The 21,721-nt window shown below is 44.6% G+C and carries 17 protein-coding genes and 1 pseudogene; 6 read left to right on the forward strand and 12 right to left on the reverse strand.

Features of this window, described 5'->3' with window-relative positions:
- Positions 1 to 227 precede the first annotated feature (227 nt).
- Both BDD43_RS26220 and BDD43_RS26225 read right to left on the reverse strand, forming a co-directional pair.
- Complete coding sequence (locus tag BDD43_RS26220) at positions 228 to 2,192, reverse strand: T9SS type B sorting domain-containing protein (protein ID WP_147425746.1); 1,965 nt, start codon at positions 2,190 to 2,192, stop codon at positions 228 to 230.
- Positions 2,193 to 2,741: 549 nt separating this feature from the next.
- A complete protein-coding gene (locus tag BDD43_RS26225) occupies positions 2,742 to 3,692 on the reverse strand; it encodes a helix-turn-helix transcriptional regulator (protein WP_121201195.1) in 951 nt (316 codons plus the stop codon).
- A 98-nt stretch (positions 3,693 to 3,790) separates the two neighbouring features.
- Here BDD43_RS26225 and BDD43_RS26230 point away from each other — a divergent pair, with 98 nt between their 5' ends.
- Genes BDD43_RS26230 through BDD43_RS26240 form a run of 3 tightly spaced genes read left to right on the forward strand, consistent with a single transcriptional unit; the run spans position 3,791 to position 7,497 of the window.
- On the forward strand, positions 3,791 to 5,890 hold the full coding sequence (locus BDD43_RS26230; protein WP_121201196.1) for a TonB-dependent receptor plug domain-containing protein: 2,100 nt from the start codon (positions 3,791 to 3,793) through the stop codon (positions 5,888 to 5,890).
- 35 nt (positions 5,891 to 5,925) lie between these two features.
- Positions 5,926 to 6,534 (forward strand): HmuY family protein, encoded by a 609-nt coding sequence (locus BDD43_RS26235; protein ID WP_121201197.1) that lies wholly within the window; start codon positions 5,926 to 5,928, stop codon positions 6,532 to 6,534.
- Positions 6,535 to 6,573: 39 nt separating this feature from the next.
- Entirely contained in the window at positions 6,574 to 7,497 is a 924-nt protein-coding gene (locus BDD43_RS26240; RefSeq protein ID WP_121201198.1) for a DUF6607 family protein, read from the forward strand.
- On the opposite strand, the gene BDD43_RS30280 is transcribed toward BDD43_RS26240, so the two are convergent.
- The 7 genes and pseudogenes from BDD43_RS30280 to BDD43_RS26270 form a co-directional block, all read right to left on the reverse strand.
- Complete coding sequence (locus tag BDD43_RS30280) at positions 7,483 to 7,644, reverse strand: hypothetical protein (RefSeq protein ID WP_162847174.1); 162 nt, start codon at positions 7,642 to 7,644, stop codon at positions 7,483 to 7,485. The two genes, BDD43_RS26240 and BDD43_RS30280, sit on opposite strands and share 15 nt — an antisense overlap.
- 418 nt (positions 7,645 to 8,062) lie before the next feature.
- Complete coding sequence (locus BDD43_RS26245) at positions 8,063 to 8,620, reverse strand: TlpA family protein disulfide reductase (protein ID WP_121201199.1); 558 nt, start codon at positions 8,618 to 8,620, stop codon at positions 8,063 to 8,065.
- An 18-nt stretch (positions 8,621 to 8,638) separates the two neighbouring features.
- Positions 8,639 to 9,919 carry a cation:proton antiporter gene (locus BDD43_RS26250; protein ID WP_121201200.1) on the reverse strand — a complete coding sequence of 427 codons (1,281 nt, stop codon included), beginning with the start codon at positions 9,917 to 9,919 and terminating at the stop codon, positions 8,639 to 8,641.
- A 20-nt stretch (positions 9,920 to 9,939) separates the two neighbouring features.
- A complete protein-coding gene (locus BDD43_RS26255; protein WP_121201201.1) occupies positions 9,940 to 10,755 on the reverse strand; it encodes a serine O-acetyltransferase in 816 nt (271 codons plus the stop codon).
- Position 10,756: 1 nt separating this feature from the next.
- The gene (locus tag BDD43_RS26260; RefSeq protein ID WP_121201202.1) at positions 10,757 to 12,520 is read right to left on the reverse strand and encodes a family 2A encapsulin nanocompartment cargo protein cysteine desulfurase; all 1,764 of its coding nucleotides are present in this window, start codon (positions 12,518 to 12,520) and stop codon (positions 10,757 to 10,759) included.
- Positions 12,504 to 13,424, reverse strand: a pseudogene (locus BDD43_RS30705) (family 2A encapsulin nanocompartment shell protein). Before BDD43_RS30705 ends, BDD43_RS26260 begins: the two are co-directional and overlap by 17 nt.
- 145 nt (positions 13,425 to 13,569) lie before the next feature.
- Positions 13,570 to 14,739: a hypothetical protein gene (locus BDD43_RS26270; protein WP_121201203.1), complete on the reverse strand. Its 1,170-nt coding sequence runs from the start codon at positions 14,737 to 14,739 to the stop codon at positions 13,570 to 13,572.
- A gap of 195 nt (positions 14,740 to 14,934) precedes the next feature.
- On the opposite strand from BDD43_RS26270, the gene BDD43_RS26275 reads away from it, so the two are divergent.
- The 3 genes from BDD43_RS26275 to BDD43_RS26285 all read left to right on the forward strand — a co-directional run bounded on the left by BDD43_RS26275 (position 14,935) and on the right by BDD43_RS26285 (position 18,331).
- Complete coding sequence (locus tag BDD43_RS26275) at positions 14,935 to 15,717, forward strand: SDR family NAD(P)-dependent oxidoreductase (protein ID WP_121201204.1); 783 nt, start codon at positions 14,935 to 14,937, stop codon at positions 15,715 to 15,717.
- 241 nt (positions 15,718 to 15,958) lie between these two features.
- Positions 15,959 to 16,765: a phytanoyl-CoA dioxygenase family protein gene (locus BDD43_RS26280; protein WP_121201205.1), complete on the forward strand. Its 807-nt coding sequence runs from the start codon at positions 15,959 to 15,961 to the stop codon at positions 16,763 to 16,765.
- Positions 16,766 to 16,846: 81 nt separating this feature from the next.
- Positions 16,847 to 18,331, forward strand: coding sequence for a S10 family peptidase (locus BDD43_RS26285; protein ID WP_121201206.1), 1,485 nt, complete (start codon positions 16,847 to 16,849; stop codon positions 18,329 to 18,331).
- Between the two features lie 482 nt (positions 18,332 to 18,813).
- Here the strand turns inward: BDD43_RS26285 and BDD43_RS29790 are convergent, their stop codons facing one another.
- Genes BDD43_RS29790 through soxC form a run of 3 tightly spaced genes read right to left on the reverse strand, consistent with a single transcriptional unit; the run spans position 18,814 to position 21,720 of the window.
- Positions 18,814 to 19,047, reverse strand: a complete 234-nt coding sequence (locus tag BDD43_RS29790) for a hypothetical protein (protein WP_147425747.1) — start codon at positions 19,045 to 19,047, stop codon at positions 18,814 to 18,816.
- 3 nt (positions 19,048 to 19,050) lie between these two features.
- Complete coding sequence (locus tag BDD43_RS26295; RefSeq protein ID WP_121201208.1) at positions 19,051 to 20,439, reverse strand: YeiH family protein; 1,389 nt, start codon at positions 20,437 to 20,439, stop codon at positions 19,051 to 19,053.
- A gap of 27 nt (positions 20,440 to 20,466) precedes the next feature.
- Positions 20,467 to 21,720, reverse strand: coding sequence for a sulfite dehydrogenase (gene soxC / locus BDD43_RS26300; RefSeq protein ID WP_121202135.1), 1,254 nt, complete (start codon positions 21,718 to 21,720; stop codon positions 20,467 to 20,469).
- Position 21,721: the final 1 nt, after the last annotated feature.

Raw genomic sequence — 21,721 nt, forward strand, 5'->3', positions numbered from 1 at the left:
AACTTTTAAAGATTTATTGTAATTAACTGTTTGTTAGTATTTTATATCCATTCTTTGATTTTTTTGAGCGGCCAGGTATACAATACGTTGACTATATTAATAGACTATGGTTTTACTGACCGCAATAATCCTAACGACAATATAGAAATGACTTTTTATTGATGCCGCTGATTTAACCACTTGATACACTTTTCGATCAATTGATCTTCCAGAATCTTTCTGTTTGTTTACCGCACAATGCATACCCAGCCGCTCAGCAATGAGAAGTTATTCCTGGGGTCGATCAGATAATAATAGGTGCCCACGGGTAAAGGACTTCCATTGTAAGTACCGTTCCATGCTTTTGGGTAACCTACGCTATAATAAAGCCTTGCACCATTGCGATTGAAGATAGAAAGCGTTGCACCGGGATAGGAATCCAAACCCGAAATATTCCAGACGTCGTTTACGCCATCACCATTGGGACTGAACGTATTGGGAATGGATAGCTTTTCAAACACAGTAACGGTTACTACATCAGTGCCTACACCGCAGCCCTCGGTAGATGTCGCCGTAAGCATATAGGTTGTCGTCTGTGTTGGCTTAGCTACCGGGCTCAGTTTGGTGGCATCATTTAGACCGGTAGACGGTGTCCATACGTAAGTATAACCATTGCCTGTAATACTTCCTTTTAATTGCACCGAATTTCCTTTTACAACACCTTTGTCGTTCCCTGCGCTCACAACTGGTACATTCATTACTGTCACTGTTATACTGTCGATGGCCGGGCAGGCACTCGTTGCGTCAGACACGGTTACTTTGTAGGTGGTGGTTTGAGTTGGTGAGGCTACCGGTGAAGCGATATTGGCGTTGGATAATCCGGTAGCAGGTGTCCATTTATAACTTACGCCACCTGAAGCTGTTAAAGTGGTGCTCATCCCCTGGCAAAGGGTAACCGCAGGGCTAACCGATACCACAGGGCGGCTACCTATGGCTACTGTGGTTTGGGCCGTTGCCGTACAGCCTGCATCTGATGTAACGGTTACGGTATAAGTGCCCGCATTCTTATCGCTTACCGTAGTTACCACCGGATTTTGTTGTTTTGAACTGAAATTATTGGGACCAATCCAGCTATATGTGCCGCCCCCACTTGATGTTAGGTTTAGCGTTTCACCTATACACAAAGGCCCGTTGCTGGCAGCCGTTGCCTGCACTGCCACGCTAACAGTAACGGTTAATGTTGGCGAGGCTACCCGGCAACTCGTCGATCCAAAGTTGGCTGCCTCACCAACTTGCAAGCGATATAGGTAGCTTCCCGCTACCGCATTTGCAAATTGCACCGTGGTACTGGTTTGTGTTGCACCACTAATATCTGTCCAGCCTGCACCATTGGCATTTACCTGCCATTGATATTGCGGTGTGCTTAGCCCCGAGGTTACCGAAGCATCTAATTCAATAGTTGCTGCTGTGCCCGCGCATATCGTCGCTGTAGTTTGATTACCGGAATTAATACCGCTGGTTACGATGGGGCCACATGCCCGAAAGGTAATGTCGTCTAAAGCCAGGTCGTTGCCCGGCACGGCGCTTGGGGCATTATTCGAAATACTGATAACCACACTGGATTCTGACCCGGTAGTGAAATAAAAGCCGGATTGCACCCATTTACCGGTAATGGGTAGATCACCGCTATCGTAAGTTTTGATCAGGGTGCCGTCTGTTCTTTTGATCTTGAAAGTTACGTTGGGGTTCGGCGAAACGACCGCCATGACATTGAACAACCAGGCGGAAAACTCATAGGTTGTATTAGGGCAAAGGCCATCCACGGTCTTTTTATAAAACACACCTTCCGTTGCTAATGTTGCGCTGTTGATGACCATCATAAAACCGTTGGCATTTCCGGTATGGTCAGTAGTTGTTTTCCAGGCGGTGCCTTTTAAACCCGCTGTGGTGTTGGCAATTGTATACTCCCCTTCACCAAGATCTCCCGAAGCCCGGTATGTATAGGCTGTGATGGCAGAACCCAGTGCCGCACCGCGCCCGGTCCCCGATCCAAAATCAATATTGACGATCGGGTCACCTAATGCACCGCTGCACAATTGTGCCTGCACTTTTAACGTACCCAAAAAAAAGCCTAAAAGGCATCCGGCACAAATTTTAATAGAAAAATTAGTTTTCAGGCCGGTACAAAAGCGCATGGCATTTACTATGATCAACGTGATAAGGTTAAGTTAAGCTGTAACGGCTATAGAAACCAACGGGTATCGACGAAAGCTCCTTTTCTCCCGTTGAGCCGATCAGTTTAACTAAGGTATACCCTATAAATGAAAATCAGATGAAATACAGATGTAGTACATTATTACAATAAATACCGGCCATCTACAAATCATGAACTTATACTGTACATTACCACTTCCGAAAAATGCGAATCAAATGACAATAAAAAAAACATGATCTTCCTCTATTGGCTGATATAAAAGTCAATCAGAAAAGCAAAACTATATGCCTGTCAGCAATTCTATTTTAAAGGTGAACCTGATATTTATTCATGATATCCTTCTGTGTTGGTTAGGCATCAGGGTTTATTCCTCACCATAGTTAATGTCCACTTGTTTTAATGACTTCGCCGTTTGACCAGGAAGTTTTTTATTTCTTCAATTCGGAGCGTCGTATGTATAAAAAACTTGATAGGCGGCTGGCGTCTCCACGAATTAACAGGGTACCGGCATCAAGTGTCAAAAAGGGTAGATACCCAAAACGAGGCATTAAAGCTTATTAACCTTGCTGGGTAGGTGTCCAAACTTCTTCTTAAATGCAGTTGTGAAATGATGGGCATTTTTATAGCCCACTTCGTAGGCTACTTCCCTTACAGAATTTCCGCTTTTCAAAAGAAATTTGGCTTTTTCCATTCGCAGATCATACAAATAGCCGAAAACCGTTGTTCCTAAAACTTCCCTGAAACCCTTTTTTAGTTTAAAATCGTTAAGCCCGACTTTATGGGCCAGTTCTATTAATGAGCAAGGGTTCAGCAGATTTTGTTCAACTATTATTTTGGCCTGATGGATGCGCTCCAGGTCATCCTCTTTTAAATATGAATTGGTCGATCTACCGGCAAAAGCATCTATCTGTTCCAATTCCAGAAAAAGTAATTCCAATGCCTTCGCTTCAAAATAAATATGTTGATTACCTCTTTTATTTTTATCAATATTAACCATGATAGCCTGAATAATCATACTCATTTGCGGTGTGGTAGGTCTGATGGACCGCAATAAAGCAGGCCATTCAGTAAAGATGCCTTCATTGGGGTTGAAATGAACTAACGCAGTTGGTATGGTTTTTTGCAAACTGTTTTTGGTGAAACAAATAGCAAAAAGTTTTAGATCACCTTGAAGTATAGCCGACGAGCGGAGATAGCCCGACGAAAAAAGGCTATGGTGTTTTGATGCTGTAAATAAAACATTTTTACCGGCATTTAGCCTATATGTTCCCGATAGCGTAAAGATCATCATCAGGCATAAGGTGTTGATCTCTAATATTACGGGGCAATCATCTTTACAGTTAAGATCGAAAACAAATACGCTGATGTCAGCTGTGTATATGGTGACTATCCTTACACTACCCCAACTTCCAGCGTAATTGATGAGGTTCTCTCTTTTTGAAGGCGCATCCAGATCATATACATATTCATCCCATAAAGCCGAGGTAATTCTGATCATTATTAATCCGTATCGCGTGTATTAAAATCCCGCATGCGTTATCATGCTCATTATAAATCGTTCAAATTTGCATCATTATTTTTAATTAGTCTAAATAAATGCAAATAAAATATATCCTTTACGTTTTAGCTATGCCACTTACCATCCAAATGGTTTTTGCGCAAAGGCATGACCCATTAAAAAAGGATACGACGAATACCAAACAACTAAAAGAAGTAGTAGTCACAGGGACAAGAACCGCCAAAAGCTTACAACAGGTACCTATACCCATCACGCGGATCACTGCTGAAGAGATCAGGAAAAAAGGCCTGGTACGATTGAACGAGGTTTTATCCGAACAAACCGGCATGACCATTTTGGACGATCCGCATGGGCAAGGCATACAGATACAAGGCTTTGATCCGGCTTATACCATGATACTGATAGATGGCCTGCCTATCATCGGCCGTAATACAGGCATACTCGAACTATCCAGGATCACGACCAATAACATCGAGCGGATAGAGATCGTGAAAGGTCCAACCTCATCACTTTACGGTAGCGAAGCCATGGCTGGTGTGGTGAATATCATTACGGCCGATCCTGAAAAGGGTGTATCGGGAGGAACCTCCATACGTTACGGAACTAATAAAACGGCTGATGTAAGCTTAAATTCGGCTTATCAAAACGACAAATTTTCCATATCTGGTTTTGCCAACCGTTACAGCAGTGGCGGTTATACCCTAAACTCATCATCGGGTTTGCCTACGGTGTCGCCCTTTGCAGGATATACCTTGAATGTTAAATCGTCTTACAAAATAGATCACCTCACCACCATTAAATTATCGGTAAGGTATTATACGAACGATCAGGACAGCCGGTACCTGGTAAGCGGCCGTTACGCAGGGGGAACGGGTACCGAACGCGATTTTAATTTCGCCCCGGTGATAACCCATCATTTTAGCGACCAATTGTTTTCAACCCTGCAACTATACCGTTCAACTTATAAAACCAATTCGGATGTACGGTATGAGGATGACAGATCGGTATACGACCAAACCTACTTTAACCAGGCTTTTAACCGCGCCGAGTTACAGAATGATTACACGGTAAAAGATAACTTGAAACTTACAGCAGGGGCTGGTGCGCAGTATGAAACGGTAGAAGCTACACGGTACACGCAATTGCAATCTTTTACATCGGGCTATGGATATGTTCAGGCAGATTGGTTACCCATCAAACGATTGGATATCATTGCCGGTGGGCGCTATGATCTGCATAGCGTCTATAAATCACAGTTCAGCCCTAAACTGGCTGCAAGCTATGCGGTTAATAACAAACTTACCTTACTGGCCTCGGTTGGTAAAGGATACAAAGCGCCCGATTTCAGGCAGCTTTATTTAAACTTTACCAATGCCGAAGTAGGATACAGCGTTTTTGGTTACGAAGAAGCCGCCGCGGGGATACAGCGTTTACAGCAACAAGGTCAGATCCAGTCGGTATTAATCGATCCCGCTTCTTTACAGCGACTAAATGCCGAAAGCTCAACCGCTTTCAATTTGGGATACAGGTATAGGCCAACTACCAAAATTTACTGTACAGCCAACCTTTTCCGCAATAACATAACCAATCTCATAGAAACGGCTTCTATCGCCATCAAAACCAACGGGCAATCGGTTTACTCCTATTTCAATTTAAACAAAGTTTACACGCAAGGCATTGAAACCGACCTGAGTTACCAGGTATTTAAGCCTTTACAATTAGCAGGCGGGTTTCAATACCTCGAAGCTTATGATCAGGACGTGCTAAACCAGATAGCGGCCGGAAAGGTATTTACCAAAGATGCCGCAACCAACCTCACCAAATTAATCAAAAGTAGCGATTACGGCGGTTTGCTGGGCCGTTCAAAATACACTTATAATGTGCGTGTAAACTATCTGGATCAAAAAACAGGTATCAATGCCGCTATAAGAGCCATCTACCGTGGTCGCTATGGCTACAAGGATAGCGATGGTAACGGGATTGTTAACCGTGATGATGAATACACCAAAGGTTATGTATTGGTTAACGCTTCGCTATCCAAACCTATGTTTAAAGAAGCTATCCGACTACAGCTTACCGCGCAAAATCTGCTCAACTACAAAGATACCCAGGTAATCCTCAACCTTCCGGGAAGGCTCATTTATGCGGGTATAGCCTACAATTTCAGTAAAAAGTAACAACAAATTAAAAATCACATAAAAAAGCAAAATCCATGAAAAAAATCACAACGCTATCTTTAGCATTAGGCAGCGCAATTATTTTGGTGGCCTCATCGTGCAGTAAAAAAACTGATGATGCAACGCCCGCAGTAAGCAAACTAACTACGAAAACGGTTACCGATCTGGATGGATCAAAAGGGTCCGTATATTACAGCCTATCAACCGGTACGCAGGTTACAGGGGCTGATACAGCGACCACCAAATGGGACATTAAGTTTAAAGCGACCAGCGTTTTTATTAACAGCGGCACATCGGGCATCGGAACATCACAAGCACAGGTGGTGAGCAGCACTTTTGAAACTTTAACAATTGCCCCAACTACAGGTTATAAGGCGGATGCAAGCGGTGTACCTGCCATTTCGGGCTGGTATACTTATACTGCTACTACCGAACCACAGCATGCCCTATTAACCGTTCCGGGAAAGATATTTGTGGTTAAAACCAGCGCGGGCAACTATGCGAAAGTAGAAATGATTAGCTATTACAAAGGCAACCCGAATACGACCACTGCCGATTTTGCTAACCTGGCTACACGCCCCGCTTCAAGCTATTATACCTTCCGTTTTGCCTATCAAGGTGACGGTACAACCAGCCTGCAATAAACAAGATTGGCCAAACAAAACAAGAACAACATAATCATCATGAAAAGGAAGCTCCATTTAATTTTAACCCTACTCACACTGGCGACAGGCAGCCTCTACGCGCAATCAAAACTCGACCAGGACCGCGCCGCTATCCGCTCATTGGGCGGCTTTTATAAAGTAACCTTTGACTATGGCGAAACCTTCGCGCCCGATACAGCTTACAAAAACCATCCGCAATATCATGCCTCAGGTTATGAGTGGGCGGTGGTAGAAGAGGAATCTCCAAAAAAAATAGTCATTCAGCATATCCTGGTTACAGGTGATTCTTCGGTGATCAAACACTGGCGCGAAGACTGGGTGTACGAGGAAAACAAGATCGTAACCTTTGACAAGGATAATACCTGGAAAACAACCGCTTTAAAAACCAACGAAACGAAAGGTCGGTGGGTTCAAAAGGTATTTCAGGTAGACGACAGTCCGCGCTATGAAAGCATTGGCACCTGGGTGCATGTAGACGGCAGGCATGAATGGCACAGCGAATGTGATTCGCCGCTGCCACGCCGTGAGTTTACCAAGCGCAACGACTATAATGTATTGCGCCGTGGTAACCGCATTTACATAACCCCTACGGGATGGATGTTTGAGCAGGATAACCAAAAGATCATCCGCTCTGCCTCAGGAGATAAATTATTAGCCAGAGAAAAAGGCTACGAGGAGTTTATCAAGGCCGATGAAAGCAAATTTAATTACGCCAAAACCTGGTGGAAAACCCAGCAACCCTACTGGACATCTGTTAGACAAGTATGGGACGAGGTTTACGCACAACACGCACAAGTAAAACTTAAAGGTAAAACAGATGGTAAACTTTTATACGAAAGGTTATTTGATTTGGCAGATCGATCGACCAAGGAAAGATGGGATGCCGCTAAATGCAAAGTGGAAACCCGTAAGGTAATTGACGGCTATTTAGTTGCTATTTAAAGAATAAAGTCCTGCTTCGAGCGCTATCCTATATCCGGATAGTTTTTCGGGGCAGGCACTAATTTGGCGAGGAATGCAGCGTTTTACAGCACTGCATTCCTTTCTGTTATTGTTACCCATCGAAATATTCATTATATTACTTAACATGACACCTGTTTAATTCAAAGCCGATACCGCAGCGCCACGTTTTTCGCGATGACGTGCAGCGGACCCGGTTCATCGCCAATCGTATGCTCAACTACATACCATTCTCGGTGCTGGTTAAGCCTCGTGGTATATTCCTCGCCCTGAAAGCCGATCTTGATCTAAGCCATTTCCCGGCTGATCCCTTTAGTTAATACCGTATAAGTATAATCACTGTTTTCAAATGTAATCCGCAATGGTAAACTCATATGATGCAAATATAAGGAGCTATTATAAATAATTCCGTACTCAAGCCCATATGTGAATAGGCTTTAATTTGTATAAGCCAATATCAATACTATGAATAGCTCGCCTATTAATCCTCTTTACCAATCCACAAAATATTGGCGAAAAGGCCTTTCGGAAGCTATAACATAGTTAATTAGTTGGCAGATGCACTGGTTTTAGCTAACAAGCCATCAATTACTTTCACCATCGCAGCAAATTCTGCCGGGCTGTACAGTCGCGTAAGGAAAACGATACGGCCATCACGACCAATCACCACGTTCCTGGTCACGCCGCTTTTTTTATCTGCGAACAAACCAAAAATATCGGCCCCCGGATCAAGCGCCAGCGGGTAGGTGATCTTCATATCCTGGTGGAACTTTTGAACCTTTTCCAAAGGTTCATCCCTATCTACGCCGATCAGTACAAAGTCTTTGTTTTGGTTGGCTTCCCATACATCTTTTTGCAAGTACGGCATTTCGGTACGGCACACGCTGCACCAGCTTGCGGTGAATTGCAACACCACTACCTTACCACGCAGTTCTTTCAGCGAGGTTGTTTTGCCATCAGCCAACTTTAACGAGAAGTTATCCGGCGCAACATCGCCTACTTTAACGATATAGCCCCGGTCATCACCGGTTTTTGTAGCAACCGTTTGGGCCAACGCGCCGACGGCCAGGCAATTTAAAAGCAGGAATAAGATTCTTTTTTTCATGAGTTGATAGGATTTGTTTTACACTTCGACGGGTTTCAAATAAGCTATTTTTGCGCCGGATTCTTTTTGCTCTTTTAAGAAGTAATATTTCATGATAGGCCCGGATATAACCATAGTTACCACGGTCATGACCACCAGCCCTTCAAATACGGGTTCGGTGATGATCTTTGCTTGCAGGGCGATCAGTCCCAGAACGATCTCCTGTGATCCGCGGGCGTTCATGCCAAATGCCACGGCGATCGATTCGTTTTTGGACATGCCGCTCGCTACGCCGCCAATACCAGCCCCGATGAGCTTGGCCAAACACGAGATCACCAAGATGATCACCACAACCTCCAGGTTGAAGTTGGCGATAAAATCAAGCCGTAAACCTACGGAAGCAAAAAATAAGGGTGCCAGGACATTGATGGTGAACTGGTGCAAAATATCCTTATGCTTTGCCGTAAAGTATTCCGAATCGCCGATGGCGATGCCGACCAAAAATGCCCCGAAAATACCGCGTACACCTAAATACTCTGTGATCACTGCGCCGATAAAACACAGACACACCGCTACTGTAAATACATGGCCAATCTTTTGGCTTTTACCGGCAAACTCCAATAGGCGATGGATGATCCAGCGGCCGCCCGTCAGCATAAATGCTGCGAACAACACAACGACAATGATCGACCAGAACGAGGTGTTTTCTTTACCGGCGTTCATCATTTTGATGATGATCGAAAATAAGATCCATCCTAAAAAGTCGTCGACCATCGCTGCGGTCAATACGATGTTCCCTATTTTGGTTTTCAGCAGGTCGAGATCAAGCAGTATTTTGGCGATCACTGATAACGCGGTAATGGATAAGGCCGTGCCGAAGAACAGCGATGTAGTTAGCTGGTTACTGGCGGAATTGGCGAAATGACTGTTGTACAGGAACCATACCGAAATAGAACCAATAGCAAATGGAAAAATGATCCCGGTTAAACTGATGGCCAAAGCCTGTTTCCCGTTCTGCCTGATCTGCTTCAAGTCCACTTCAAAACCGGCGATGAACATGAGCAGGATGATACCGATATTGGCGATACCATCAAAAGCACCATAAGCCTGAGGTGCAGCCAAGAATAGGTTTTTGAATAACCCAGGAAAGAAGGCCCCCAGCAAAGTTGGCCCGATAATAATTCCCGCAAAAATTTCACCGATGATAGCAGGCAGCTTATACCTGCGGCACACCTCACCCAATACCCTGGCCGGGATCAAAATGGCGATCAGGATCAGCAAAAAATGTATAATTTCAGAAGAGCTTAATTTGGATACCATGAATACTTCTGTTCAATATTTTATAAATTAGTTTTAACCTCTATCCTTAATTGATGGGTATTAAATACATGCGAATACGGTTCCACGCTCTTGGTCAGAAAAACACTTCCGCCAATGGTACTGTCGTGCCCGATCACGGTTTTACCACCTAATATCGTACTACGTGCATAGATGGTGACATTATCTTCTACCGTTGGATGGCGCTTGGTAGCTGACAGATCTTTGCTCACCTGCGATGCACCCAAAGTAACACCCTGGTAGATCGTCACATTTTTGCCGATGATACTGGTAGCACCTATCACGATACCGGTACCATGATCGATACAGAATGGTACGCCGATCTGCGCATTTGGATGAATGTCAACCCCTGTCTTACCGTGGGCATGTTCACTCAATATCCGGGGCAGAATGGGTACCAATAATTTGGAAAGCTGATGCGAAATACGGTGAACGGCTATCGCATAAAAGCCCGGGTAGGAAACGATCACCTCGTGCACACTTCCCGCTGCCGGGTCCTTTTCATGAATACGTGCCGCATCCGACCGCAAATCCTGGTAGATATCCTGCAAGGCACCGTAAAAACGATCCACCGCATCACCGATATTGATCTGGTCGGTATCCAGGTAACTGAGCAGGATGTTTTCCAGTTCGATCTGATTCTTTCTTAGCTGGCCCTCGTAAATGATCTTTTTATTCAACCTGTTATTGGGGAACAAAAATTCAAGCAGGTCATTGAGCCAATGGATCGCCTGCTCGTTAGACGGCGTAGCTTCCCATTCCGCTTTATGCGTCTGAAAAAGTAATTCAATGAAACTATTCAGCTGCGGATCTTTCATGTTATTTTTTCAGTCTGTGTAAGATATTCACCAGCGTATCAATTTCCGCGCAGGTATTGTAAAAAGCCAGGGATGGCCGTACTGTTGCTTCAACCCCAAAGCGGCGTAGAATAGGCTGCGCACAATGGTGGCCCGAGCGTACGGCGATTCCCTCTTTATTAAGCGCAGCACCAACCTCTTGAGTTTTATACCCATCCAGCACGAATGATAATACACTGGCCTTATCCGGGGCGGTTCCGATCAAACGGATACCAGGTACTTCTTTTAATAAGCGGGTAGCGTAAACCAATAAATAATGCTCATACCTCGAAATATTATCGATACCGATCTTGTTCACATAATCGATAGCCGCACCAAGTCCCACCGCATCGGCAATGTTGCCTGTTCCGGCTTCAAACCTGCTTGGAGCCTTATGGTATTGGGTATATTCAAAAGTTACATCAACGATCATATTGCCACCTCCCTGCCATGGCTGGGTTTCATTCAGCAACGCTTCTTTTCCGTAAACCACACCGATGCCGGTCGGCCCGAAAACTTTATGCCCTGAAAAAACAAACCAATCAGCATCCAGCGCCCGCACATCAACTTTCATGTGGGATACCGACTGTGCGCCATCCACCAATACTTTCGCCCCGGCCTGGTGCGCCAGTTCAACGATCCGCGCAGCCGGTGTGACCGTTCCTAATGCGTTAGACACCTGTGTAAAGGCAACCAATTTAGTTTTCGGGCCGAGTAATTTGGCGTATTCATCCAGTAAGATCTGCCCCTCATCGTCAACCGGTATCACCTTGATCTTTAAACCCTTTTTGGCTGCCAGCTGTTGCCAGGGAACAATGTTCGCATGGTGTTCCAAATGGCTCACAATGATCTCATCACCCGCGTTCAGGTGCTGTTCCCCCCAGCTCTTGGCAACCAGGTTAATGGCCTCGGTAGCTCCCCGTACAAAGATGATCTCGTTAACCGACGCGGCATTGATGAAAGCTCTTACTTTTTCACGGGCACCTTCATAGGCATCGGTTGCCCTTGCTGCCAGTTCATGCGCTGCACGATGTATATTGGAGTTTTCATGCTCATAGAAATAAGATATCCGGTCAATGACCTGCCTGGGTTTCTGCGTAGTTGCGGCATTGTCCAGCCAGATCAGGGGGCGGCCATTTACCCGCTCCTGCAGGATGGGAAAATCATTCCTGACCAGGTTCACGTCAAAAGGCGGTGCTATTGGCTGCCCCGCCCTCGCCGTATCACGGTCAAAAATATTTTTTCCCTGTAAGGGGTTATTCCTGTTTTTTAGGAAATAAAACGGTACATCGGTATCCTCATCAAAAGGAATTCTTATTGCCGGTGAGGATATACGAACATTACTCAATATTTCCTGCAACCGGCTCTCAAAAGGCTGGTCGTCCTGAAAAGGTAAGGCCAAATTATCGGCAGGTTTAGCTACTGCCAAATTTGGGTCAGCAAAACTGGTTTGGGGGTTCCGCAGATCCACCGCGTTATTTTGATTGGCAGCTGATGGCGATATCCCCACGCCCGAAGCCGAGGGCGGTGAATGATCAAAACTATTATCACGCAAAGCCTGGTCGCGCAGTTGAGGCTCGTAGCTTTGCTGCAAGTTGTCGTTCCTTAACGGCAATTGTTCGCCCACCTGTTCAACAACGGGTTCCGGGTTAATACTTTGCCCCGGTAAGGCTTTAAAAAACTGGTTCGCCAGGTTTTCGAGTGCACTCAGATTTGGATGTTCTTCCGAATTAATATTTGTACTCATAATAATTTCCTAAGTCCACATCCTCCAAAACCGCTATCGCATCATCCGTTAATACTGCCAGTGAGCAATACAACGAAACCAGGTAAGATGCTATAGCTTTGTTATTAATACCCATGAAGCGAACAGATAAGCCGGGTGACTGCTCGCCCGGTAAGCCAGGCTGGTAGAGACCTACAACTCCCTGCCGGCTTTCCCCGGTTCTGAGCAATAATATTTTCGATTTGTTGTTTACAATGGGTAATTTATCAGAAGGGATCAGCGGTATACCTCTCCAGGTTAGGAATTGAGATCCAAATAAAGATACGGTTGGCGGCGGTACACCACGGCGTGTACATTCCCGGCCAAAAGCGGCAATAGCTAAAGGGTGCAGGAGGAAAAAAGCTGGCTCTTTCCATACTTTGGTGATCAGTTCATCCAGGTCATCCGGTGTAGGTGGGCCGAGCCTGGTCTTGATTTTTTGCGACGGCACAATGCTATGCAACAGGCCATATTCCTCGTTATTGATCAGTTCACTCTCCTGGCGCTCCTTGATGATCTCGATCGTTAAACGCAATTGCTCCGTGATCTAGTTAAAGGGTTTGCTGTACAGATCGGATACGCGCGTATGCACATCCAGTACCGTATTTACAGCACTCAAATTATATTCACGCGGGTTTTCTACATAGTCTACATAGGTAGACGGCAGTTCACGTTCATCGCGGTTTGAACAATCAACCTCTACGTTGTCGGCATCCTTTACCTTATTTAAACGGTATACACCTGACTCTACCGGTGTCCAGTTTAATAAATGGGTTAGCCATCGTGGTGTAATGGTGCCTAACTGGGGAACGGTTCTGGTAGCGATGGCCAACTGCCTGGCCGCTACGTCGCCTAAAGCGGTCTGTTTGTTTTTTTGATCGGGCATAAATAATTAGAAAAATGAGTTAATAATCTGTCAATTGTAGCCTGAATAAAGGATACTTTACAATTATAGTATATTAAATCTATAGATTATATATTCTATTTGAAAATTATTAGAAAATCTTTCAGGAAATTAACTTGAATGCTGTTTACTGTTGCGTCACGGCTGCAAACGCATCCATAAAGATTGCGTTTGCATTAGCCATATCGGCATTAGAAAATTTATGCTCCAGGATACTCTGCCCGGTTATCGCGGGATTATTCCCGCAACCCAAAGGCCAGGTTCCATAGGTTTCTTTCATGCTGATGCCGGCAAGCTGAGCGGCCTTGATTCCAAAGTCCGTGCAGTTATTTTTACTGAGGTTATATTTGATCCCATTATATTGCCCGATCAGGCCCTGGATCTTTTCAAATTTTCTTTTAGAGATGAATTTGCCTAAAATCTCGTCCCAGGCATGGCCCGAATCATCTTTAAAGACAGAGGAAGTAGAGGGGATCAAAGGAGTTGCTGATAGCAGATTGTCTTTCTTAGGATAAAAGCCTACCGATACTGAGGTGTAGGTAGAATCCGAATTATACTTAATCAGGGTGATAAAAGTATGCCCCACATTATTCAGTACGAATATCTTGCGTTTCCCCCGCGCAGGTTGCTTAACGTGGAATAGCATGGCATAAGCGACCGCTTTTTTTCCGTCGTCGAACGTTTGCCTGATCCGTTCGTAAGTGATCGCCTTACTTTCAACCGGGTTGTTCAACTTCAATTCTGCTGCATGGTTATTAACCAGGGAATCGTCTTTACTATTGATCGCAAGGTATTGTTCTTCGGTCGTATCTACCGTGTCACTATCCGTATCGGTAACGGATTCGGGTTGCCTGCTTTTTTCTTTTGCCGTTTTAGGGACTGTTTTTAAGAAACATTTCATGGCAAGGGGGTACAAACGCAACCGGGCAAAAATATTGGCCATATGGTAATAGAACTTAACCTTCGCTTGGCTCGTTGCAGTAGTGTTTTGGACTTCTATTGTTTTTAAATAGCTTAACAGTTTTTTTCGTTCCTGCGGTTCTTTAATAACAAGGTCGATCTTATTTGTCAATTGATCTTCAGGAACGGTCGCAATTGATGGTTCTGTTGCTTTGGTTATGCGTGTATCGTTTAAGGCGATAACCGGGTGATCCTTGAACAAGCTGTAAGCGGAAGAATCTTTAAACGAGGTCTTAAAATTTGTTGATACCACTCTTTGCGCAAAAGCTGGTATAGTGAATACAATTAGTATTATTGTAAAGAAGTAAAGGCGGCGTGGCTGATCAAGATAGGTCATTGTAAAAAAAAAGAAGGTGAATAAGGAAACTTAAAAGTGGAGCGGAGGTAGTGCTGTTACCAACAACAACAAATGCAGCCAGGATAGCTGGTTACAACACCATGAAGAGAATTAATACCTTTCATTAGGGACAAACATACTATTTTTAATTAAGACTACAAATTTGGTAGTCTTTTTTATTATCCTTGTAAAATTATGGGATCATACGCTTTAATTACAGGTGCAAGTAAAGGAATAGGCAGAGCAATGGCTGCACAGTTGGCAACAGATGGGTATAACTTATTATTGATTGCGCGGTCTGAAAACGAATTGCAAACATTATCTTACGAACTTACCGCTCGGCATAACATAAAAGTTTACCACCTCTCTGCAGATCTTTCTGATCATCTGAGTCCTAAAACGGTAGCAAATTGGTGTATCGATCTCCATGTAGATGTGTCAATTTTAGTTAATAATGCCGGCTACGGATTATGGGGAAACTTTGAAGAATTAGAGCTGGCCGAACAAATGGGTATGTTACAAGTTAATTTAAACGCTGTGGTTGAACTAACTTACCACCTGCTGCCCTTGCTTAAAAAGCAAGAGCGGGCATATGTATTAAATGTAGCCAGTACGGCGGCCTACCAGGCGCTTCCTACACTGGCTATGTATGCTGCCAGCAAAGCTTTCATTATCTCGTTTAGCAGGGCCATTCGTTATGAATTAAAAGATACGTCCGTTTCGGTAACTGTACTTTCTCCCGGCCCTACCGATACGAATTTTGCGCACCGTGCAGGACTTGACGGCTTAGCAGACCTTGCCGATAAATTTAATATGCAGCCCGCGGATGTTGCCCGGATCGGACTAAAAGGAATGTTGGTTGGTAAAGCCGAGATCATTCCTGGCTTCTTAAATAAGTTATCCGCATACGGTGCCAAACATCTGTACAAAGCTTGGATAGAGCATATTAGCGCCGGTTTGTACCGAAACGCTAAATAATTTCAAATAAATTTTTGCAATGCAAATATTTACCTACATTTGTATTGTTTATAAAACCTATAGACTTTATAAACATTGAAAAATAAACAACATATCCAACCCGCATCCTGTATGCGAATGTCCCTTTCCCAAAGGGTCATGTGTAGCTGTTGTTGTTAATCTCCCTCCTACTCTTCTCTTTGTAAACTAACCGCATCAGTGCGGATGGTTGTATTGTCTTATCTGTTTTATTACTACAATTATGAATACCGCATACCAAAAATTCACTTTAGGATCAGTTCTTACCGAAGAACAACAACACTTTTTTAACCGTAACGGTTTTATCCATTTTAAAGATTTTATCAAACCCGAAACCGTTAACGATATCATCAAGGCTTCCGAAGAGGTGCAAAAAAACTGGATAGCAGGGGCCGTTGAAAAAGTGAACGGTGTGCCTATTAAATATGGCAAAGACCTGGATGGAACACCGATCGTTCAACGCTTTGCTTTCATCAACCAGCACAGCCCTTTATTACATGAGTTTACCCTGGACCCACGTCTTCAGGTGTTACTAAGTCTTACCGGTCCCGGCGCAAGGTTAGGCACGAATGAAAAAGACGGTATGGTATTTAACCATTACGTTAACGCCGAACAAAGCAGCTTTACACAAATGGGCTGGCATACCGATGGATTACGTGACATCTTTCACGGACAAAAGCTTAACCCCATGTTGAATGTAGGTATTCATTTAAGCACGTTGAAACCTAAAAACGGCGGCCTCCGGATATTACCTGGAACACACAAGCAAAATCTTTATCAAATGCTATTCCGAAAGAAATATTTTTTGGATAACGAGGCCGATGCCAATGAGGTAGCCATTGTACCAACCGCGGGTGATTTGACCATTCATGATGGACGGTTATGGCACCGGGTGGCCCAATCCTCGGTGACGGGCGAAGAAAGCCGCCGCAGGGTAATCTATATACCGATCATCGCCGGTAAGTATGAACCCAAAACAGCCGACAGTCCTACAGCCTTTTACCAGCGCTTCGCCGCATTAGTCAAATAACATGCTGATCGCCCTATTCATCGCTTACCTGATCCGGAGGAAAAGGCAGGCAATTTTAAAAGCAGCCTAAGTGGAATATTCATGAAATCTAAAATCTATTTGTCGCTCTTTGCTTTAATCAGCGTATTGATATTCGGATCGTGGAGCAGGATCACGGAAACTTATTGCCTTACCCTGCACCATGCTTTTATTGATGGCGAGCAACTGCAATACAAGGCAACAGCCGGTTCTATTCGCGTACATGACACGGATGACCGTACTGCTGCGGATATATTTTACGTTGCCTACCAAAAAAACGGCTTATCATCATCTCAGAGGCCAATAACCTTTGTTTTTAATGGCGGACCGGGGTCAGCATCGGTATGGCTTCATATGGGCTCTTTTGCCCCGATCCGGGTCAAATTCAAAAACAGTAAGGGCGATGCGCCACTATCAGATTTCCAATACCAGGAAAACCCTTATTCCTGGTTGGGCTTTACCGACCTGGTTTTTATAGACCCGGTTTCTACAGGTTACAGCAGGGCAGCCGAAGGGTCGGACCCCAAACAGTTTTATGGATACGATCAGGATATTCATGCGATCGCAAAATTTATTACACGTTACCTTGATCAAAACCAACGCGGGAACAGCCCGCTATTTATCGCGGGAGAGAGCTACGGTGCTGCAAGGGCCGTAGGACTGACTGATTACCTGCAAACACACTTACAGGTTAAGGTAAGCGGCATCACCCTGATCTCACCGGCTTTGAACTATGAACTGCTTAACTTTCGGGACGGTAACAACCAACCTTACGCCGCTTATTTACCAACTTATGCACTTACCGCACAGTATCATCATATGCTTGATCCTGCACTGGAAAAATTGAGCCCGGAAGTTTTGTATGATAAGGCTGCATATTTTGCTAAGCACGCCTTCACGATTTACCTCAGTCAGCATGGAACGGCGATGCCGGCACTCCTGGTAGATTCTATACATTATTATACCGGGTTGTCACGAACATTGATCACTCAAACAAAAGGGAGAATTAGCGATAACCTGTTCATGAATAATGTATTGGGTGAAAACAAGTTAGTAACAGGTTGTTTTGATAGCCGGTTTACAGGCAAAGCACTACAAAATCGTTATATAGACCCCAGTGAAACCAATATCAGAAGTCTGTTTCTCAGCAGTTTCAATAAGTATATACATGAAGGCCTGAACTATAAAACGGACCGGCCATACCGGGCGACGATCAATCCGCCCTGGAACTATGGCAGCGGCGCGGTAAATGGTTTTCTTAATGTTTCCTATACACTGGAAAAAGTAATAATCAACAACCCGTCACTACGCGTCAATGTCATTTGCGGATATTACGATCTATCGACGCCGATGGCTGCTACAAAGGAAGTGATTAACCATTTAAAATTGAGCCCGGCTCTTCGGCCTAACATTAGGGTTAACGAGTACAAATCGGGGCATATGGTTTACATTGGAGATGGTGATGCCAAATTTAAAACCGACGCAGCAAACTTTTACAAGAGTGCTTTAGCGATTAATTCAGCCCCGGTGTTTGCTTCAGCAAATTAAACAATTGGCTGGTCTTCGTTAAACCGCTTCGCCATTCAAACTAAAATACCAAAATCCCTCCAGATCCCCATCATTCATTGTCATTTGGGTCGCCCCCTGCGACTTATGTTCGGCGATCTCCCAGTTGGCGATCACTTTATAATTGAGCCTGTTCTTTAAAACCCAGGCTTGTCGTCCTAATATATTGCTACAATCTCCCAAAATCGTCGGAAAAAACCAGATCAGGAATAATATTGCTGACCTTAACCGGAATAAGGGGGCTCGAATGGTAAAAAAAGTCAGTTTAGAGCAAGACCTATACCGAGTCAAAAATAGGGATGTTTAGTTTTTGCAGAGATGGTTAATCACCGGCTGATCTGCCTGTTGTTATAAATTCATTTAATTGTTTCATTCTATTACTATTTCCTTAAACATAACTTATATTTAATTTCACCAAGCCTATCTCACACTTTGCCCCTCCTTATAGAACATTTTTTGTTACCCTAACGGCATTCTTTTGTAGCTAATGCAAAATTTTGGCAGCTATCTCTTGCAGAAAGATAAAGTTGATGCTGACTGCAAAGGCCATCCTGGTCCCGAACAGAAGCATATCCCGAACTAAAAACTGTAAGTCCGGGATATGCCACCTCAACAACCGCAGGATCATTTTGGAAATGCCTGCAATTACCGCACGCGGTTTTCGGCATAGAGCTATCAAACAAGTCAAGAATCTTCATGCCTTAATGTGTTACAATAGAAGCCCAGTAATGACCGAAAACCACAATCGATAAAACATACCCTAAAATTACATTCACAACAACTCCTACGGTAAACGCGATGAAGGGTTTAACTCCGGCATTAGCCAGGTCACGGAAACGTGTTGTAAGCCCTATACTCAAAAAACTAAAGGTAAATGCCCAGGTACGTAATGATGTGATTGGTAAGATGAGTGATGGCTTTACTAATTTGTTATAGTCGGCCAGTGTATAGCCGTGAACAATAAGTGAGGTAAGTATTGAAGCGATCAGGAAGCCGATCACAAATTTAGGAAAGCGCCACCATATCTGGCCGATCTGCACTTTCGAATTGGTTTCAGAACGTTCCCAATAGGTTATTGAAATGAGTGCTAATACTAAAGACCAGATACCGATCCAAATATCACGCCCGATTACTTTGATTAACGTATAAGAAGCGAGCGCCTGATCTGCCGTTCCGGAAATTCCATGTGTGCCAGTTAAACCTCCATATGATTGTGCGGCAGCCAGGCCAGCAGCATCCGCAAACTCGGATGTCCCAATCCATGCTCCGGCTACGCCAGTTGGCAAATGAAGCGCCCGCGAAACCAGCGGCAAAGTAAAAATGAGGATTATAGCCCAAAAAACGACAAGACTTATTGCTATCGGCGGATGTTCCTTTTTAGCCCGCACAGCCCCCGCTATCGCGATGGACGCTGAAACACCACATACCGCGCCGCCTGCTCCCAATACCGCAGCCAGCCTATGATCCAGCCCCAGCTTTCGGGCTACAAAAAAGATGGTCAAAAACGTAACTAACGAAACTATTGAGGCTTGTAAAATAGCTACCGGCCCGGCCCAAATAATCAGGGTAAAAGGTAAAGTGGCACCAAGCAATACAATACCCAATTTGATATAAAACTCAACCCGGAAACCGGCATCAAGCCAACGCGGCAAGCCAATTACGTTCGAAATAAATAAGCCAAGTGCGAGTGCTACCAGCGGCGGTTCAAGGTTATATTTGTTGGCCTGATCCCAGCTGCCTGCGATGTATATGAGCAGCGAAACAACAAAGATGAAAATAAAGGCCGGGATAAACACTTTAGGCTTTTGCCCGATGAACGAGGTTACGGCGGTAAACAGCACCAGGAAGGCTGCCAGCAGAGCAACGTACCTGATACCGTTAGCTGATAACTGTGTACCCAATTGCGACCAGGTTGACCATTTACCGGGCGACACGGCCAGCCATGAAATACTGGAACCGCTGAGGTAAAAAATATAAGCCAGGCCAACAATGCCTAACCCCAGCCAAACCGCCCACCAATCTTCTTTCAACCATAATTCCTGCCATATTGAAGGTTTAGCAGTGGTTGTTTCTGTATTATCTGTAGTCATATATCTGTTTTTGAATTAATTAATAGTCTATCTGTAACTTTCGGGTTTAAAAAGCACCACGCCATCAGGTTTGATGCGCCATGCGGTAACTGGATTCATATGGTAACCGCCAATGTCTGTCCCGCGTGCTTCTATTAGTTGCTTTATCGTGGGCTGTATATAACCTGTCTCATCAATGGCGCGGCTCAGTATTTCAGTTTCGTCACCATTCCATTGCCAAAGGTGCCTGAAGTATGTATGGGCTTTATCTAATACAGGCCCTTGTAAACGGGCCTCACTCCAGCTTTTACCAGCATCAGTGCTTACCTCAACCTTGGTTATTTTACCACGGCCGGTCCAGGCAATACCGCGTATCTCTATCCAACCTTTATCTACCTTTTGGGGATAGCTGGGATAAGTGATAATTGACCGCGCATCCATCTCAAAACTAAACATCCTGATCTTGTTATGAACGGGATAGGTGTATTTGGATGTTTCTTCACGAGTCCAGTATGGCTGGTCCGATAGCTCCAAACGTCGTAACCACTTCACATTCATGTTACCTTCATAACCGGGTAACAACAAACGTGCGGGGTAACCTTGGGCAGGCCGTATAGCCTCGCCGTTTTGACCATATACTATCATGGCGTCTTCCCAGCCTTTGTGCGCCGGAATACTCCTTGTCATTACAGAAGCATCGCCACCTTCGGCTAAAAACCAGGTAGCTTTTGGGTTAACGCCAACTTCTTTAAAAATAGTGGATAGCATTACACCCGTCCACTCGCTTTGACTGGTCAGCCCTAAAATATCCTGGGGTGTCATCTGTTCGCTGCCAGTTCTAAAGTTACCGGCACACTCAATAAAACAAGTGCGTGTTACTGCTGGAAACCTTTTCAATTCGGCCAGAGTAAATTTCATCGGCCGCTCCACCATACCATGTATCAGTAATTCATACGTAGCAGGGTCGATATCCGGGATCCCGGCATGGTGCCTTTCAAAATGCAGATCGGCCGGTGTTATTGTACTATAAAAATCCTGCAAAGGTGAGCGTGATGAAATATCGGAGGGCTTACGCACCGGGTTTTCAAAAGGAGAACGCTTACCTAACTTGCTTGGGCCGGGCCCTATGCGTTTGGTTGGGTCGATGGGTACCGGCAATTTAGGTACAACCGTCGGCACATATTTTGCGAATGACGAACTTACCGGGATAATAGCGGCGGCCATAGCTCCGCCCAATAAGGCACGCCTGCTTATTTTATGCCCGGTGTCTTTGGGTTGCTGTTCTTTTTCTGACTCTTCCATT

The organism is Mucilaginibacter gracilis (assembly GCF_003633615.1).
Lineage (GTDB): Bacteria > Bacteroidota > Bacteroidia > Sphingobacteriales > Sphingobacteriaceae > Mucilaginibacter > Mucilaginibacter gracilis.